This is a genomic window from Shewanella sp. Iso12 (genome assembly GCF_012030025.1).
Taxonomy (GTDB): Bacteria; Pseudomonadota; Gammaproteobacteria; order Enterobacterales; family Shewanellaceae; genus Shewanella; species Shewanella algae.
The window spans coordinates 778,182-796,844 of sequence record NZ_JAAUHW010000001.1 but is presented as its reverse complement, the minus strand read 5'-3'; the positions used below and the strand labels follow the sequence as shown (position 1 = coordinate 796,844).

10 protein-coding genes are annotated in these 18,663 nt (G+C 53.5%); 8 read left to right on the top strand and 2 right to left on the bottom strand.

Annotation, left to right across the window (positions count from 1 at the left end; all coding sequences use genetic code 11):
- The first annotated feature begins 11 nt into the window (after nucleotides 1-11).
- The 6 genes from HCX89_RS03515 to HCX89_RS03490 all read left to right on the top strand — a co-directional run bounded on the left by HCX89_RS03515 (nucleotide 12) and on the right by HCX89_RS03490 (nucleotide 9,055).
- A complete protein-coding gene (locus HCX89_RS03515; protein WP_167715076.1) occupies nucleotides 12-3,065 on the top strand; it encodes an EAL domain-containing protein in 3,054 nt (1,017 codons plus the stop codon).
- A gap of 53 nt (nucleotides 3,066-3,118) precedes the next feature.
- Entirely contained in the window at nucleotides 3,119-4,387 is a 1,269-nt protein-coding gene (locus HCX89_RS03510; protein WP_144377548.1) for a DEAD/DEAH box helicase, read from the top strand.
- Between the two features lie 98 nt (nucleotides 4,388-4,485).
- Nucleotides 4,486-4,833, top strand: coding sequence for a hypothetical protein (locus HCX89_RS03505; RefSeq protein WP_083390278.1), 348 nt, complete (start codon nucleotides 4,486-4,488; stop codon nucleotides 4,831-4,833).
- Nucleotides 4,834-4,956: 123 nt separating this feature from the next.
- Complete coding sequence (locus HCX89_RS03500; protein WP_144377546.1) at nucleotides 4,957-6,090, top strand: GTP-binding protein; 1,134 nt, start codon at nucleotides 4,957-4,959, stop codon at nucleotides 6,088-6,090.
- Nucleotides 6,091-6,266: 176 nt separating this feature from the next.
- Nucleotides 6,267-7,628, top strand: coding sequence for an MATE family efflux transporter (locus HCX89_RS03495; protein ID WP_096141524.1), 1,362 nt, complete (start codon nucleotides 6,267-6,269; stop codon nucleotides 7,626-7,628).
- Between the two features lie 137 nt (nucleotides 7,629-7,765).
- Nucleotides 7,766-9,055, top strand: coding sequence for an NAD(P)/FAD-dependent oxidoreductase (locus tag HCX89_RS03490; RefSeq protein ID WP_101059094.1), 1,290 nt, complete (start codon nucleotides 7,766-7,768; stop codon nucleotides 9,053-9,055).
- A gap of 63 nt (nucleotides 9,056-9,118) precedes the next feature.
- Here the strand turns inward: HCX89_RS03490 and HCX89_RS03485 are convergent, their stop codons facing one another.
- The gene (locus HCX89_RS03485; RefSeq protein ID WP_144135681.1) at nucleotides 9,119-10,135 is read right to left on the bottom strand and encodes a LacI family DNA-binding transcriptional regulator; all 1,017 of its coding nucleotides are present in this window, start codon (nucleotides 10,133-10,135) and stop codon (nucleotides 9,119-9,121) included.
- A 483-nt stretch (nucleotides 10,136-10,618) separates the two neighbouring features.
- Here HCX89_RS03485 and HCX89_RS03480 point away from each other — a divergent pair, with 483 nt between their 5' ends.
- Nucleotides 10,619-13,252, top strand: a complete 2,634-nt coding sequence (locus HCX89_RS03480) for a TonB-dependent receptor (RefSeq protein WP_144167529.1) — start codon at nucleotides 10,619-10,621, stop codon at nucleotides 13,250-13,252.
- A gap of 1,010 nt (nucleotides 13,253-14,262) precedes the next feature.
- On the opposite strand, the gene HCX89_RS03475 is transcribed toward HCX89_RS03480, so the two are convergent.
- Nucleotides 14,263-14,949: a SapC family protein gene (locus HCX89_RS03475; protein WP_025009486.1), complete on the bottom strand. Its 687-nt coding sequence runs from the start codon at nucleotides 14,947-14,949 to the stop codon at nucleotides 14,263-14,265.
- Between the two features lie 624 nt (nucleotides 14,950-15,573).
- Between HCX89_RS03475 and HCX89_RS03470 the strand changes: the two genes are divergently transcribed.
- On the top strand, nucleotides 15,574-18,270 hold the full coding sequence (locus tag HCX89_RS03470; protein ID WP_167715074.1) for a family 20 glycosylhydrolase: 2,697 nt from the start codon (nucleotides 15,574-15,576) through the stop codon (nucleotides 18,268-18,270).
- Nucleotides 18,271-18,663 lie beyond the last annotated feature (393 nt).

Here is an 18,663-nt window from a genome sequence, read left to right as displayed (position 1 = left end):
CTTGGGGGCAGATGGAGCAGAGCATTTTCCTTCCTTTGGCACAAAATGCCGCATTTTTGCTGGCATTGGTGTTTATTTATGATGCTATTCCCAGACAGCAGCAGCGGGAATACTTCCTGCTGTGGCGTTTGTTGATTGGCGTCATTATCGGTGGCATCTGTATTGCGGTGATGCTTACCCCCTGGAGCTATGAGCCGGGGATCTTCTTCGATAGTCGCTCCGTACTTTTAAGTATCTCAGGCCTGTTTTTCGGCGGCCTGCCGACCATAATCGCCTGCGTGATTACCGCCGCTTTTCGCATCTACCTCGGTGGCGGTGCTGTTTGGGTTGGTGTTGGAGTGATCTTCTCCAGCGGCTTGATAGGCCTGTTGTGGCGCAAACGGCGCAAGCAATCCCTCGCCGATATAGGCTACCCGGAGCTGGCCGGCTTTTCCCTGTTGGTACATCTGGTGATGCTGGCCTGGATGTTACTGCTGCCCTGGGAAACCGCCAAAGGGGTGCTTGCCAGTATCAGTTTGCCAGTGCTGACCTTGTTCCCACTCACCAATGTGTTGCTGGGGCGCTTGCTGTCGCGGCGGCTTGAATTTGAGCGCGACAACCGCATTCGGCTGCAGGATGACTTTCTGTTTCGCTCCCAGTTCCATGTTGGCAACATAGGGATTTCCATCACCTCGCCGGATCAACGCTGGCTCAAGATAAACCCCCACATGTGCCGGATGTTGGGTTACACAGAGCAGGAGTTGTCGCAACTGACCTGGTCTGAGCTGACCCACCCGGATGATCTGCCCGCCGATATGGCGCAATTCAGGCGGATGCTGGATGGTGAAATCGACGAATATGAGATGGAAAAACGCTTCGTCTCCAAGCAGGGGCAGTATGTCTATACCCATATGACAGTGGCCTGTCAGCGCCATCATCAGCAGGTACAGTTGGTGATAGCCGGCTATATCGATATTACCTCGGCCAAGTTGGCCGAGCAGGCGATTGCCGCCAGTCGCGATCAGTTGGAGCTGGTGCTGCAAAGCGGTCAACTCGGCTTCTGGGACTGGGACCCCGTCAAGGATACCGTAGTGCGCAACAAACGCAGCGCCGAAATTCTTGGCTGTTCCCTTAACAATCTCAACGACAACAAACGCCTGTGGCTCGATGGTATTCATCCCAAGGATAGGGCCTGGGTACTGCGCTCTTTGGATGAGCATCTGGCGGGCAAAACCGAGCAACACAAGGTGCAGTACCGGCTGATCCGTCCGGACGGCGAACTGCGCTGGGTGCAGGATACCGGCAAGGTGGTCAGTCGTGACGAGAAGGGCAGGCCGCTTAGAGTTTGCGGTGTGCATGTGGATATTACCGAGCAAAAACAGCTGGAAGCCTCACTCAAGCTGGCGGCTTCCGTCTATGAAAACTCCAGCGAGGCGATGAGCGTGCTGGATGATGTCGGCACCATAATGACGGTCAATTCGGCGTTCAGCGCCATCACAGGGTATCAGCCACAAGATGTGCTGGGCAGTAACATAGATATGCTCAAGTGCGACGACCACGATGAGAGGTTTTACCGTGAGCTGAATCATGATCTCAGCCACAAGGGGCGCTGGCAGGGAGAGATGTGGCTGCGCTGCAGTGATGGCCGCAAGATAATGATTTGGCTCAGCATCAATACCATTCACAGCACGGATGATACCCCACTGAGAAGGGTGGCGTTGTTTTCCGATATCACCGACAAGAAGCAGAATGAACGTCTTATCTGGCGTCAGGCCAACTATGATGCCCTGACAGGTTTGCCGAACCGGCGCATGTTCACCGAGCATCTTGGCAATGAAATCCGTAAGGCCAAGCGCCATGGCCATGGTTTTGCGCTGCTGTTTCTGGATCTGGATTTCTTCAAAGAGGTCAATGATACCCTCGGCCATGACATGGGTGACTTACTGCTGGTGGAAACCTCGGAGCGGCTGCAGGCCTGTGTGCGTGAGTCCGACGTGGTGGCCAGACTCGGCGGCGATGAGTTCACCTTGCTGCTCTCGGATGTGCAGGATCATAACGGGGTCGAGCGGGTTGCCAACCATATTCTCAGCAGTCTGGCCGAGCCCTTCAAGTTGGGCGATGAAACTGCCTTTATCAGCGCCAGTATCGGCATTACCCTGTATCCCGATGATGGCCAGACGGTGGAGTTGTTGCTTAAACATGCGGATCAGGCCATGTATGCCGCCAAAGATCAGGGCCGCAACCGTTTCAACTATTTCACCGCCTCTATGCAGGAATACGCAAAATACAGGATGCGGCTTATTCAGGATTTGCGTCAGGCATTGGAGCGGCACGAATTCGAACTCAGGTTCCAACCCATAGTCGAGCTGGGCAGCGGTAAGGTGTTCAAGGCCGAAGCCTTGCTGCGCTGGAATCACAGTGAGCGCGGCAGTGTCTCGCCGGCTGAGTTTATTCCGGTGGCAGAAGACACAGGGCTTATCTTTGAAATCGGTAACTGGGTGTTTGAGCAGGCGGCGCGTCAGAGTGCCGCCTGGCGCGAGGCTTATGGGAGCGAGGTGCAGATCAGTATCAACAAGTCGCCAATCCAGTTTCGCGACGAAGGCAACCGCTTTGCCGAGTGGCTGGAGCTGCTGACAAGTCTGGGTGTCTCTGGCTCGGGGATCTGTATAGAGATAACCGAAGGCCTGTTGCTGGATGCCAATATGGGAGTGACCGAAAAGCTGTTGGCCTATAGGGATGCCGGTATTCAGGTGTCTCTGGATGACTTTGGCACCGGCTATTCCTCCCTGGCTTATCTGAAACGGTTTGATATCGACTATCTCAAGATAGATCAATCCTTTACCCGTAATTTGGAAACGGATGAGAGTGACCTGACCCTATGTGAAGCCATCATAGTCATGGCACACAAGTTGGGGATGAAGGTGATAGCCGAAGGGGTGGAGACAGCCGGTCAGGCCGAGATCTTGACCCGCATAGGCTGCGACTATGCCCAGGGTTACCTCTACTCCCAGGCGTTGGATATCGAAGGCTTTGAGCAAAAATATCTTGGCAAGCATCAGGTCATAGGTGGTGGAAATGCCAGCTGATAACTTGTGTTTGCGGTATACTCGCCGACCTTTTTATGTTTCAGGTGTTGAAGATGCAGTTTTCTGAAACCCAGCTGCCGGGAGCGCTGCTCGAAGCCGTTGCCCAGTGCGGCTATCGTGAGTTGACGGCGGTGCAGCAGCAGGTATTGCCGGCGGCGCTGGCCGGACGGGATATTATGGCTTCGGCTCAGACAGGCACAGGTAAAACCGCGGCCTTTGGCTTGCCGCTTTTGGCCACATTGATTGACGAGTGGCAGCAACAGGGGCTCGCTGAGCCTGAGTATGGCGCCGCTCCCAGAGTGCTTATCCTGACACCAACCCGCGAGCTGGCGCAGCAAGTGGCGACTCAGTTGGGTAAATACGCCGCCCATACTCCATTTCGCATTTTGGCCATTTTCGGCGGCGCCAACTTCAACCCTCAACGCAAGGCGATAGCGGCCGGTATTGAGGTGCTGGTGGCGACGCCGGGGCGGCTGTTCGATCACCTGAGCCAAGATCATCTCAGGCTGGATAAGGTTAAGGCCCTGGTGCTGGATGAGGCCGACCGCATGTTGGACCTGGGATTCTTGCCGGATATTGAGCGTCTGGGGCGCTATCTGCCAGATGGGCATCAGACCATGCTGTTTTCGGCGACCTTCCCCGAGACGGTCAAGCGCCTCGGGCACAAGCTGCTCGATAAGCCAGAATGGTTTGAAGTAGATAAAGAGAGCCGCACTCAGGCGCAGATCCAGCAAAAGGTGTATCCGGTGGACTATCGCCGTAAAGCCGAGTTGCTTGCTGAGCTTATTGGTCGCAACAACTGGCAACAGGTGTTGGCCTTTGTCAGTACCAAGGAGAGTGCCGAGCAGTTGCAGCAAGAGCTGAAACTCGACGGCATCAAGAGCGCCTGTTTTCACGGTGACAAGACTCAGGGCGCCCGCAGCCGCGCTCTGGCGCAGTTCATTGATGGAGAAGTTAGGGTATTGGTGGCAACCGATGTCGCGGCCCGAGGCCTGGATATTCCTGCCTTGCCAAGGGTTATCAATCTCGAGCTGCCATCGCAGGCTGATGACTATATTCATCGCATTGGCCGTACCGGCAGAGCAGGGCGCAGCGGCGAAGCCATCTCTTTGGTGAGCCCGGCCGAAGAGCAAAAACTGGCTGAAATAGAAGCCCTGCTCGGTTACAAGCTGCCAAGAGAAGTACTGCCGGGTTACGAGAAGGGCGCGCCGTTGCCGGAGCGTTACTCGCAGCCAATAGAGAAACCCCGACATGCCAAGACTCACAGGGGCTATAAACCCGGTCGCAAGGGCCAGGCTCCCAAAGGCCCAAGACGCAGATAATGCAATCTGCCCTGCTATACTCAATGCGTTGCCTCAATAAGCCGTCGGCAGCGCAGCCCCCTTAGCTTAAGGAATAGTAAAGGTATCAGGAGATGAGTATGTTGCGAAAATTAGTGATCTTGCTGTGGTTGAGTATGCTTGTGGCTTGCAGTTCCATTCCCAAAGACTGGTCCGGTATGAGTTCAACCGAGATAGCCTCCTGGAAAGAGGCCGGCTTTGACTCCCGAAGCGCCCAGCAGTGGCATGTTGCCGGATTTGATGCCTCAAGCGCAGGCGCCTGGCAGGATGCAGGCTTTAAACTCCAAGATGCCAAGGCATGGAGCAAGCAAAACTTCACCCCGGTTGAGGCCAAAGGCTGGCGTGCCGGCGGCTTTGACTTGGACGATGCCATGAAAAATCGTGCCAAGGGGCTGACACCGATAGTGGATCACGAACTCAAGCCTTAGGCAAGGTATACAGAAATGGGCGCGAATAGCGCCCATTTTGCATCTGTTTACAATTTCGAGCTAACTCTTTCCCTGCTTGGGTTACACTCTGCTGCCTCAATGCTGTAAAGAATGGAGTCACAGATGATCCTCAAACCCGTCGCCACCAATCTGATCACCGGCTTTCTCGGCTCAGGCAAAACCACCTTTATTAAGGCGCTGCTGGCCAATAAGCCAGCTGGCGAGACCTGGGCGGTATTGGTCAATGAGTTCGGTGAAATTGGAATAGATGCCGGCCTGATGGGCCAGAGTGACTCCGGCGTTGTCATACGAGAAGTGCCCGGCGGCTGTTTGTGCTGCGCCGCCGGGGTGCCGACTCAAGTGGCGGTGACTCAGCTGCTGGCCCGGGCCAAACCCGACAGATTGCTGATAGAGCCCACCGGCCTTGGTCATCCCAAAGAGATTTTGAAAACCCTAAGCTCGAAACAGTTTGCCGAAGTGCTCAGCATCAAGGCCAGCATCTGTCTGTTTGACCCGCGCAAACTCAGTGACAAGCGCTATACCGAACATGAGAATTTTCTCTCCCAGCTGCAGATAGCCGATATCTTACTGGCCGGCAAGCAGGACCTTTGGCAACAGCAAGAGCCAATGGTTCTGCCTGGGGGGGAGCCGCAAAGTGCAAAAGGTAATGAGCTGGAAAGTGATCAGGAGAGTAAGCGGCTAGCTGCACACTTGAGGGAACAAATAGCCGCCTTTATTGCCGCTCAGCAACTGGAAGGGGAGCTGTTTTACTGGTCCAAAGAGCAGAAGCTCAATGATGAATTGTTGCGGGCGCTGGCTCGGCCGGCAAAGGCCAATTTGAACACTAAAGCCACTCCCTTAGGCACCGGGCTGCTGCGGCAAAATGCCGGTGTGTTTGCCATCAAGCCACTCGGCGCCGAGCCGCAGAGCCCGGAAGCACCCGAGTGGGACGCTCGCGGCATAGTGTTCAAGAGTAATAAAGGCGAGGGCTGTTACAGCTATGGCTGGATCTTTACTCCGGATTGGCTGTTCGATCTCGAGCGCCTCTATCGCTGGGCCAAGGCACTCGATGTGGTGCGACTAAAAGCTGTGATGATCACCAAAGACGGCATAGCGGCGCTCAATATGCTCGACGGTGAATTGAGCGTTGAAGAGCTCGATGATGCCATGGACTCCAGGCTGGAGATCATCAGTCGCGCCCCTTTGCAGCCTGAATCTTTGGAGCAGCAACTGCTCGCCATGAAAGTCGCCGAATAACGCCCTATTCAAGGCTGTGGCATCCAGGCTGATAACTCGGGTACAATCCGCCATCCACTTTTTCCGAGGTGATTGATTTCGGAGTGCCAATTTGAATGGAGGCCGAGCTGGCGCCTCCTAATATGGCCTCTGATATCGAACTTATGGTTTAACACCTTTGATGTTGAGAAAGCGTCATGACCCCAAACAGCGTCCCCCAGACTGAGCAGGATCTCGCCTTACTGCAGCAACCTGTCAGTAAACTCTTTTGGCGTTACACAGTCCCCACTGTGATGTCCATGTTGGTGACCGGAATTTACGTCACCATAGACGGGATGTTCATCGGCCACTACCTGGGGGAAACGGGTCTGGCGGGTATTATGCTGGCTTACCCTGTGGGCGCCATTCTCTATGCGCTCGGTGCGCTTTTGGGCATGGGCGGCGCCGCGCTTATCTCCATCAATCTTGGCCGCGGTGATGTTGCCAGGGCCAGAAAAATTCTCGGCAATACCTTCAGTCTTTGTCTGTTGAGTGCATTGGTGGTGTCGCTTGCCGGAACCATGCTAACCGACGACATTCTGCGCTGGCTGAAAGCCGAAGGTGAGGTCTATGAAGGCGCCTACCAATACCTGTTCTGGTACTTTGCCTTGGGCATTTTCCCCATCATCTCCATGGCCTTCTCGGCGCTTTTGCGTAACGACGGTCGCCCCAGTTTCGTCACCTGGATCCTGGTGTTTGGAGGCGTGCTTAACACCCTGCTGGATTGGCTGTTTATTGTGGTCTTTCCATTCGGCCTTGCCGGTGCCGCCATTGCTACCATGTTGTCCCAGGCGGTTACCGGCGGCCTGTGTCTGCAACATTTCTTTGGCAAGCGCACTCGGCTCAATATCGACTGGCAACAGATGAAACTGAGCCTGGAGCTGGTTTGGGAAATCGTCAAGCTGGGGATGCCCAGTTTCCTGATGAATCTCTACCTGTCGATTGTATTGACCATGCATAACATGGCGCTGCTCTGGACAGGCACATCGCTGCATGTGGCCGCCTATGGCGTGGTGAGTTATACCGAAGCCCTGTTTTATTTTGTGTTTGAAGGCATAGCCCTCGGCACACAACCCATTCTCAGCTTCAATGCCGGTGCCGGCCGATATGACAGGGTCAAGCAGACCGCCAAAATGGCATTTTCCGTCACCTTAATCTGCGCCTTGCTGGGCTTGGTGCTTATCTACAGCCGCCCGGAATGGATGGTGTATCTGTTTGCCGGTGACAACCCGACCCTGGCCCCGGTTGCCATTGAGGGCATGTATCTCTATTTCTGGGGCTTGCCGATGGAAGGCTTGATTTTGGTGGGAGCCAGTTTCTTCCAGGCCATCAATCGTCCGGCCGAGGCCTCGATACTCACGGGCAGCAAGTTGTTGCTGATAGGCCTGTTCCTCTGGGTGTTTGCCTGGGCCTTTGGCGTGCCGGGCGTGTGGATCTCCTTGGCATCCTGCAGCAGCCTATTGTGTCTGTGGATGTTCTACAGTTTGAAGCGCACCAAGGTGGCATTACACCAGCCTTGAGCGACAGGAAATGATGGCAAATATTCACCTGCATCAGTGATATATAAAGAAATATTAATTTAGAACTCAGGTTATTTTTGAGCAGGATCATGTTATAAAAGACTATCTTGCATTAGTTCATACTCTTGGGGGAATTTGTGACCGGTAAGCGGATTTTAATTGTGGGCGGCGGCGCTGGAGGATTGGCGCTGGCTTCCAAGCTGGGACGCAAATTGGGCCTGAAGGAAGAGGCTGAAATAACCCTGATAGACAAGAGTCCGGTACATATCTGGAAGCCCAAACTGCACGAAGTGGCCGTTGGGGTGATAGATCAATCGGTAGAAGGCTTGCTGTATCGCGACCATGGCCTGAAAAATGGCTATCGCTTCCTGCGCGGTGAAATGCTGCAATGCGATCCCGAGGCCAAGACCATTACCCTGGCCGGAGTCAGTAATGATGACGGCGAGCAGATTATCGCCGAGCGTGAGTTGCCCTATGACTATCTGGTGATTGCCATCGGCGGGGTGGCCAACAGCTTCAACACCCCGGGTGCCAAAGAGCACTGTATCTTCCTCGACAGCCTCGACAGCGCCAATCAATTTCACCACAAGTTGCTGGACAACCTGTTGCTGCTGGATGAAACCAGCGAAAAGCTCAGTATCGGCATAGTGGGCGCCGGCGCGACCGGGGTTGAGCTGGCCGCCGAGTTGCATCATGTGCTGGACTCGGTCAAAGAATACGGTTACCTCAATGTCGACAAGCATCATCTGGAAATTCACCTGATTGAGGCGGCGCCCAAGATATTGCCGGCTCTGCCGGACAAGGTGAGCTCCAGAGCCCAGTCTGTACTGGATCATATCGGAGTACGCTTGCACATAGGAGTGCAGGTCAAAGAAGTGACCAAGCAAGGCTTTATTACCCAAGAAGATGTGCTGATCCCTGCCGGGCTTAAGGTTTGGGCTGCCGGCGTCAAGGGGCCGGATGTACTGCAGCAGTTTGATAAGTTGCCGGTCAATAACCGTAACCTTATCGAGGTCGATGCCTGTATGCGGGTCAAGGGCCATAAGGATATCTACGCCTTGGGCGACTGCGCCTTTTTGGTGCAGGACAACGGCAAGCCTGTGCCTCCCCGGGCACAAGCTGCATCGCAGATGGCGGAAACCCTGTATAAGAATATTCTCAACCGCTTGAAGGGCAAGGCAGAAAATCCTTTTGTCTACCGCGACTATGGTTCATTGGTGTCACTGAGCCGTTTCTCGGCGGTGGGCAATCTGATGGGCAACCTGAGATCCGGCTCCCTGTTTATTGAGGGTTACGTGGCGCGGATGATGTACATGTCCTTGTATCAACGCCATCTGGCGAGTTTGTACGGTTGGTTTTCGGCGTTGGTGTATCGTCTGGCGCAGCGGCTGCTGAAGTGGCACAGGCCCAAACTCAAGCTGCATTGATAAAGTGATTTTGAATCTTATCGCAAAGGCGCTCAGTAGAGCGCCTTTTTAGTGGCTGGAATTTCAGCTTGCTTGCACCCTGGCGCTCGAGTCTCTGATAACCGGCTCTGGGGTGAAGATCTCGCTGCGAGCGCTCTGCTCACGGCGATTGGCGATCAACAGCTCGGTAGCTATCTGGGCAATCTTGCCGTTGGGCTGATGCACTGTGGTCAACTTGGGCCAGGTTTGGCGTGAGAAGGGACTGTCCTCAAAGCCGACAATCGAGAGCTCGGTGGGAATATCCACCCCTTCCAGCCTGGCGGCAAACAGGGCTCCGGCGGCGATTTCGTCGTTACAGGCCACTATGGCGCTGGGCCGGTTAGCCCCTTTGAGCAGCTTCTTGGCACCTTCAACTCCGGATTCAAACGAGTATTCACCTTCGACAATCAGCTCGGGAGACTGGTCCAGGCCGTTATCCCTCAAGGCCTGACGATAACCTTCGAGACGCTCCTTGGTGGATTGGTGATGATAGTCGCCGCTGAGAAAAGCGATTTTCCGATGCCCGAGATCGATAAGATGTTGGGTAATGGCCACGGCGCCGGATCTGTCGTTAACCAATACCGCCAGCCCGGTATCGGCCTTTACTCTGTCACCTGCCATGATGCGAACATAGTTGGCGCCTATGGCATCCAGGGCGGAGAGTACCTTGGGATCTTCCGACAGCGGCGGCGTCAGTACCAGTCCGGCCAGGCGGGCATGTTTCACCATAGTGGTCAGTTGTTCACAAATACCATCGGTCTTGGCATCACAGGGGTGGATCAGCAGCTCATAGCCCTTGTCCCGACAGGCGGAAAGAATACCGTTCTGCATATCGATAATGTAGTAGGCATTGGGGTTGTCATAGACGAAGCCTATGACATAAGAACTGGTGGCAGCCAGGTTGCGGGCAGCTAAATTCGGCTGGTAATTCAATGCCTTGATTGCAGCATTGACCTTGTCGATAGTGGCCTGCTTAACCGAAGGCTCATTATTGGTGACCCGGGATACTGTCTTGATGGAAACGCCGGCATATTTAGCCACGTCATTGATGGTTACTTTCATTCAACTTAGTCCGAGATGTCAGGCGAATACTCACAGCCAGCGGGGGCCGGAAGCGGCATGGCCGCTTGTCGAGCATCTTATACTGCTGACTTTTAGCCAGTTTGGCAACGCAGAATTTAGGGAAGGTGCGAATAAGTCCTCGTGGCCTTCTCTTTTGTAGAGAGTGGCTTGCACAGCAATTAGCTTTCGGCGTTATCCGACTTCCTTAGTGATTAGGTCATTATATAAATTCGTTTCCCGCTATTGTTAACGCGCTTGGTTACACAAACTTCTGCCTGGACAGTTTTTGACCAGAATAAAAATCTGTTTTCTCCCATTAACACAGCAATATGACAGTTTTTATTCACTCTGGCGTTATTTTGTTGTGGCAAGACTGTTAATTATTGTGTAATGTTTATCTCCAGACATGACAGCGTTGTCATTCTCTTGAAGGGAATGGTTATGGCAACAAAAAAGATAATAAAGTGATGGAAGGGAAACGAGATGCGAACATCTACCTTTAAGAAAACTGCCCTCGCTGCAAATATCGCTATCCTCCTTGGGGGAGCGGTATCTGTTGGCGCGCTGGCTGCCGAGGCAGCAGATAACAACAGCAACGAAACTGCCAATATTGAAAAAATTGAAGTCCGTGGTATGCGTGCCTCGATGAAGGCTTCGGTCAATACCAAGCGTTTTTCAGATGCCGTAGTCGATGCGGTAACTTCAGAAGATATAGGTAAATTCCCCGACAGTGATGTGGGGGAATCTCTGGGACGTATTCCTGGGGTTGCCGTTAACCGCCAGTTCGGTCAGGGGCAACAGGTTTCTATCCGCGGCGCCTCGGCGCAGCTGACCAGTACCCAGCTTAATGGCCACTCGGTAGCTTCTACCGGTTGGTTCGATCAGCAGGCCATCGACCGCAGTTTCAACTACACCTTGCTGCCGCCAGAGATGGTGGGCTCGATTGAAGTCTACAAATCTTCCCAGGCCGATATTGCCGAAGGGGGCATAGGCGGTACTGTCATCATCAACACCCGCAAACCGCTGGATTTGGATGCCAACTCAGTTTTCCTGAGCGCCAAAGGGGACTATGGTAGCGTCTCGGAAGAGATAGATCCTGAAGCCTCCGGTCTCTACAGCTGGAAAAACGAAGATGAAAACTTCGGTGTATTGCTGGCAGGTTCCTGGAGCCAGACGGACTATCAGCGCAATGGCATTGAAACCCTGCTTGGCTGGGGTGAGATAGTGCCAACCACCTTCCAACAGGATCGTGAGCGCACCGCAATCAACCTGGTGTTGCAGTATCGTCCCACCGACAGACTGGAATTGGGGCTCAACTACATGAATCTGGAGCTGGACGCCAACAACGCCAACACCTCCATCTTCCTGTTTCCCACACAACAAGGCGACTACACCTGTGAGCAGGTCAATGCCGCCGGCGTTTGTACCAAGATAAATCACAGCGATCAGGGCGGTTTTGCCTGGGCACAAACCTGGGCCCGTAAGGCGAGCATGAGCTCGGATACAGTGGATTTCAACTTTAACTATGAAGCGGATAACTTCACTGTTGAAGGCCGTATAGGCCGCACCGAAGCCGAGGGCGGTACCGACTTGACTGCCAACTATGGCAACTCAATCGGTGTCCCGGCTGACTTTGCCGGTATCTATGACGCCACCGGCGACAAGATCAACATCGACATCGCCAACAAGTATTTTGAGGCCGGTGACTTTAACGACCCATTGGCCACTGCCGGCTGGGCGCTGAAGAAGCAGCCCAACACGGATGAAGAAACTTTCGCTCAGTTGGACTTCAACTTCCCGGTAGCCTGGGGCGCTATCAGTGCCATCAAGACAGGTGTGAGCTATGCCGATCATGAAGTCACCCAGATGACAGATGCGGCGATAGTCAATGACGCCAAGGTACTGACCAAGGACGCTTCTGCCTACTACAATGGCACCATGTCATCCGGCGCCGGTTTCACTCTGCCTGAGCCGATATTTGATGCCATGATTGCCGATGCTTATGCCGCCATCGATGGCTTTACCGTCGACAAGTCTGGTTACGGCACTATCCAGGAAGAGAACCTGGCTCTGTACGCCATGGCTACTTTTGCCGGGGAAGGATTCCGCGGTAACTTCGGTTTCCGTTACATCTCTACCGACATTGAGTCTGACTATTACGCGCTGAACGCTCAGGGCCAGTTTGCCGATGATCTGAGCACAGACAAGTCCAGCTATAACGATGTACTGCCGAGCGTTAACATCGCCTTCGACTTGAGTGAGGATGTGATACTGCGCGCCTCAGCCGCTCAGGTGATCTCCCGCCCCAACTACGCCGAGCTGTTTGCTACCTCGACCCTGCCGGGTTACAACGACGGTACACCTTTTAATGAAAAGCTGGTGCGTGGCAGCGTGGCGCTGGAACCATTCAAGGCGACCCAGGCCGACTTGAGTCTGGAGTGGTACTTCAGTGATTCGGGCCTGTTTGCCGCCACTTACTTTATCAAGGATGTCAGCTCTTTTATCACCACCAAACAGAAGCTGAATCAGCAGATAGGTATTGAAGATCCCAACCTGGTAACCGAAGGTGAAAGTTCTTGTGGCGTAGGTATCTATGACTGCTGGACTGTGAGCGAGAAGTACAATGCCGACGGCGGCAGCATAGATGGTATCGAGCTGCAGCTGCAGGACTCCTTCGACAATGGTTTGGGTTACTCGGTGAACTACACCTTTGCCGATGCATCCTCTCCGGCAGAAAACTATCCTGATCGTGTGGGCGTGTTCTCTGACTCATCCAAGCATACCGTCAACCTGGTAGGTTACTATGAGATGGACGACTTTAGCGCTCGTCTGGCCTATAACTGGCGCTCCGAGTATATGATGCGCGAGCTGCCTGGCTTCTACGGTAACCGTCAGCACGAGTCTTACGGGACCTTGGACCTCAGTGCCAGCTACTCGGTAACCGACTATTTGGATATCACCTTTGAAGCGGTCAACATCACTGAAGAAGACAGCATACAGACGGGTGTTTCCCCAATTAGTGCAGAGGATGTGATCAGCGAGTTCAAGGCCGATTACCCAGTGTGGAGCTTTGAAGGCGAAGCCAGATATAAAGTTGGTGTAGCCCTGCGCTTCTAAGTACAGGTCTTTATCTTCAATACCAAAGCCGACCCCAGGGTCGGCTTTTTGCATAAGCTCCCTGAGCGCTTTCCCTGTATCTTTATAAAAATCTTCCTCGGCAAGTCACAGTTTCGCCTGTGCCAGGGAATTAAGTGTATGTTTGCTGACATTTCAGAAACTTCAAGTAACGTGATTCTTGCAGAATTGCACCAGCTCCACGATGTTAGGCCGCTGGTACAGCGGCTAGCATAGCTTTCAGCTCAAAATAGCCAAATAGCATTGGTTGGGTCTCCGGCGATGGATGTTTCTCATTGCCTGCCGCAGGCTTATGCACAGGCGATACTGTGACACGGCGTGAATACGTCCCTGTAGCCTCGACGAAAACATCCCTGTTTTCGACGGTCACAGTTCCGCCTGTGCCTGGAAAATAGGCGTATGTCTGTAAACTCTCCAGATATTTCAAGCTACTCCATTCTCACAGAATGCACCGATTCCCGCTCGAAGCGGCCGCAGGGCGTTGATGACAATCGCGTAGCGAGGCATGGATGCCGAAGCAGCGCCAGTCGAATCAGGGATGAGCGTCTGGCGCGATAGCGAATTGGCATCATAAGCACAAGGGGTTTTCCGCTGCGTCGCGGGTCGCTGGGGGTTTGGAAAGGGGGCGAGTCGATACAGCCCCCTTTCCTCGGGTGTGGGGTGAAACTCCACGACGTTAGGCCGCTGGCACAGCGGCTTGGCTTTCAACTTAAAATCGCCCATTAGCGCTTGCCGGGCTTCCGACCATGATGTAGCCCATCACCTGCGGTTTGCTCTCGCACAGGCGATCCTGTGACACGGCGTGAATACGTCCCTGTTTTCGACTGTCACAGTTCCGCCTGTGCCAGAAATATATGTGTATATCTGTAGCTTCAAATGACTCTGTTTGGGAAGAATTGTACCTACTCCCCTTTCTAGTGCGGTCCCTTGCACAGATAATAGTGAACCAATAAAAAGGCTGCCAAGGCAGCCTTTTTATCTCTGTGCTGGGATTAATCCAGCAGCAAGTCGATTTGGTTCAGCGAGCACAGGTGAGCATAAACCGGTGAGTAGACGCCGCGCTTGGCAAATTCCAGTTTAACCTCATCGCTCAGGGCGTTGAGCTTTTGCTCATCGACGATATAGAGGCCATCTATATTGCTCTTTTCACCTTGTTTGTTGGTTACTGTCAGAGTCTTGGGTTGCAGTAATTCATGGCTGGTCAGGGTCTTGACGAACTGCTTGGTGATTTCACGGTACTCAATCAGGTTGCCGATAAATTCGATGCGGTTTTTCAGGAATTCGGTCTGCTCACCGGTTTCGGTAAATAGGGCTTCGCCCTTGTCTTCGCTGACATGCTTGCTGTTGACATCGATACCGATAAGTACATTTTCCTGGCTGGAGTCTCCGGCGGCAAAAGGTTGCATCCGGCACTGCATTGGCAGGTAACGTCGGGTCCAGGTGTTGTCCTTGATAAAGCAGTTGCTCTCAGGTTTCAGAGAGGTGATGGCAACCGGCTGGAATTCTCCACTTTGGCTGTTCTTGGCGAAAATGATCGGGAAGCTGGTGGCGGCAGGCAAAAATTCCTGCACCAGCAAGGGCAACATATGGTGCTTCTCAAATTCGCTGAAATCTATGCCTGGAGTGACTTTCAGAGCCTTGTGTGCGCCGTTGTTGAGCGGGACGTATTGTGCTGTCATTGTCTTTTTATCCTTGTTGTTATTTGAGGTTCCGTCAGCCAATCAACTGACGCACCGGAAAATAAATCGTCACTGAAATATCGGCGCCAGAACCGCTTCTTCGGTTGTATTAGTACCGCAAACCAGTAAAAAGTTCAGCTTGAGACTTATTGGCTTGTGACCCCAAGCATGCTGCGGATGTTAACAGTGGTCAAACTGGATGTCATTGTTAAAAATATGTTCTCAAGCGCTGTTTTCAAGGGGGCTTGGGAAAATAAAAATTGTCAAAAAAATGTAGAAATAAGGTTTGTACTTGTGTATGTTTATCGATGACAGCGTTGTCATTGCTTGTGTGACTATTGTGTCTATGGCCATGTTGTCTTGTAAGGTCTGCATGTCGAGGATGAGGTCTCCTTTACATGCCTTCCACAGTTGAGTATCTGTCGGGCGGCTGCGCAACTGTGTTTTCAATACTGTAGTCTCTCCCCGGAAACTAGAGTGGGCTGGGTGCTGATTTCAGTACCTGGCCATTTTTTTATCCCGGTTGTCACTCAACATAGCTTGTTGAGGTGACAGCCACTGCTTGAGTCGACAGGGAATATGGCATCATGGTGAAAACAATAATAAGGACAGGAGAGTAACGGAATGAAGTTAACTATCGCGGCGTTAGCCATTGCCTTGAGCTTGGGGCTGACGGCTTGTTCTGACAAGCCGCCGGCAACCGGGACTGAACCAGGGCAAGCCGGTTCTTCGTCAAAAGCCTCGAACGAAGACCTGACTCAGAATAAGCTGCATAGCTTTGCCCAGAGTTTGCAATTGAAATATGCCGTGCTGTCCAATGTGCCGGATGACAACTGCGACCCGAGCCGTGCCGAAGGCCGCTGTTTCCAGGCGCAAATTCGCCTGACTCCGAGCGAAGATCTCAGCGCTTCTGATTGGGCCATCTATTTTAGCCAGATGCGTCCAGTACTCTCGGTTGCCTCGCCTGAGTTTCATATAGAGCATATTCAGGGCGATCTGCATCGTCTGACGCCAACCGCCGCCTTCGGCGGTTTCAAAAAGGGTGTCAGCGAAATCATCAATTTTCGCGGTGAGCTGTGGCAGCTGTCGGAAATTGATGCCATGCCCAACTATTACATGGTGGTTGAGGGGCTCAAGCCGGAGATCATCGCCAGCACTGAAGTTAAGCAAGACCCGGATACCGGGCTTGAGTTGCTTCCCTATGTGCAGCCTTACACGGATGCCGAGAAACAATATCGCCGCAGCTCACAGGATAGGCTGCCCTGGGATACCGCCAATGTCGTCTTCGGCCAAAATGCCGATACTCCAGATGATGCCGGCCTTGCGGCGGCAAGTCTTATTCCTAAGCCGGATTCAGTGACTTGGCTTGAACAAACACCTGTCACCCTCAATGCCGGGATTAAGCTTAACCCGAGCCACATAGCTAACGGAGTCGATCTGCAATCACTCGAGGCGGCGCTCTTGCGCCTACAAAGGTTGGGTGTCAGCCAGAGCGAGCAAGGATTGGCGCTTAACTTGCTGCCACTTGAGGGCGGGCAAAGCGAGCACTATCGACTCGAGATTGAGGTCGGCGGAATTAACCTGGCCGCCGCAGACGCCGCGGGTTACTCCTATGGCTTGGCGAGTCTTGCCGCCTTGCTGCAGTTGCCTGCCGATGATACTCAATCAATAGCACTGCCACAGCTGCGCATTCAAGATAGCCCCAGATACTCGTTTCGCGGCATGCATCTGGATGTTGGCCGCAACTTCCATTCCAAGGCGTTTGTGTTGAGCCTGCTGGAGCAGATGGCGGCCTATAAACTCAACGTATTGCATTTGCACATGGCCGACGATGAAGGCTGGCGCCTGCAGATCCCCGGTCTGCCGGAGCTGACCGAGATTGGCAGCAAGCGCTGCCATGATCTCGACGAAAACCGCTGTTTGCTGCCGCAACTGGGCAGTGGCCCCAATCCTGAGACTCAGGTCAACGGGTACTACACGACCCAGGACTATATAGACATTCTCAAGTTTGCCGCCGCAAGACAGATCCAGGTGATCCCGTCGATGGATATGCCGGGGCACTCCCGCGCCGCTATCAAATCGATGCAGGCCCGTAGCCGCAAGCTATTGGCTCAGGGCGACAGTCAGGCCGCCAACCAATATCTGCTGGCGGATCCCGAGGATGCCACTGTCTACAGCTCCATTCAGTATTACAACGACAACACGCTCAATGTCTGTATGGAGTCCAGTTACACCTTTGTCGCCAAGGTGATAGATGAAATTGCCAAGCTGCATCAGGCCGCCGGAGTACCGCTTAAGCGCTACCACATAGGTGCCGATGAGACCGCCGGTGCCTGGCTCGACTCGCCGGCCTGTGAACGCTTTATTGCGGCCAATTCGCAGCGGGTGGCCGACAAATCGGCCCTCGGCGCCTACTTTATTGAGCGGGTATCGCAGATGCTGGCCGAGCGCGGCATAGAGGCGGCCGGTTGGAGCGATGGCATGAGTCACGTCAACCCGGCCAATATGCCGAGCCCGGTGCAAAGCAATATCTGGGACATAGTCGCCCACGGCGGCTTCAAACGGGCGCATGCCCAGGCCAATCTCGGCTGGGATACTGTGCTGTCCAACCCGGAAGTACTCTATTTCGATATGCCGCCGGCGGCCGATCCGAAAGAGCCCGGCTATTACTGGGCCAGCCGCAGCAGCAACAGTCGCAAGTTGCACAGCTTTATGCCGGATAACCTGCCGGCCAATGCCGAGCAGTGGGGCGATATTGAGGCCAGGCCTTTTATTGCCGATGACACAGAGCAACTCAGCCCACAAGGAAAGCGTCTCAGCGGCCCAATGGCGCCGGGCAGGGGCTTTATTGGCCTGCAGGGGCAACTCTGGAGCGAGACGATTCGCAGCGACACGACCGCAGCCTATATGATTTTCCCTCGCCTCTTGGTTTTGGCGGAAAAGGCCTGGCATAAGCCGGACTGGGAACTGGCTTACCGGCATCAGGGGGCAAGTTACAGCCAGGATTCCGGTTACTTCGTTGCCGAGCAGCGACAGGCGCAGGCAGAGGATTGGCATCGACTGGCCAACATCCTGGGGCATAAGGAGCTGGCCAAGCTGGATAAGGCCGGGGTGCATTACCGTTTGCCGCTGCCGGGCGGCAGAATCAAGGATGGCAAGCTTGAGGCCAATATCATCTTTCCCGGGCTCAAGATCCAATATCGCCTACCAGGAGCTGAGTGGCAGGAGTATCGCGGCCCTGTGGCAATTGCAGCGCCGCTTGAGCTTCGCACTGTCTCACCCGATGGCCGCCGCTATAGCCGGGTTCAGCCACTGAATTAGTCTTTAAGCAGGTACTGATGTGGGCTGGCGTTAACAGATAACGCCAGCCACGCTGCCTGACTTATTTTAATGCCTGGTTTTAATACTTGAGTGGCGTTTAAAAGTGGTTAAGGAAGTCTGAGTCGCTCAAATATAGCGGCTTACTGAGTATTTATTGTTTAATTTTCAATATATTAATCAAGTCAAAGTCCTAGCCATGAGTCTATTGATTTCTGCTGATTAAAAATAAATGACAACGCTGTCATTTTTGGTGTAACATTAGTTTAACCACATGGTTAACGATTGCTTTAACTTGAGTCCGCTCAGTGGAATGTCACCGGGTTAATCCTGAAAGGCGCCTTACTGCAGCGATTTGTCAGTGTTCCGCCGCGCCAGATTGCGCCGTGACCATAA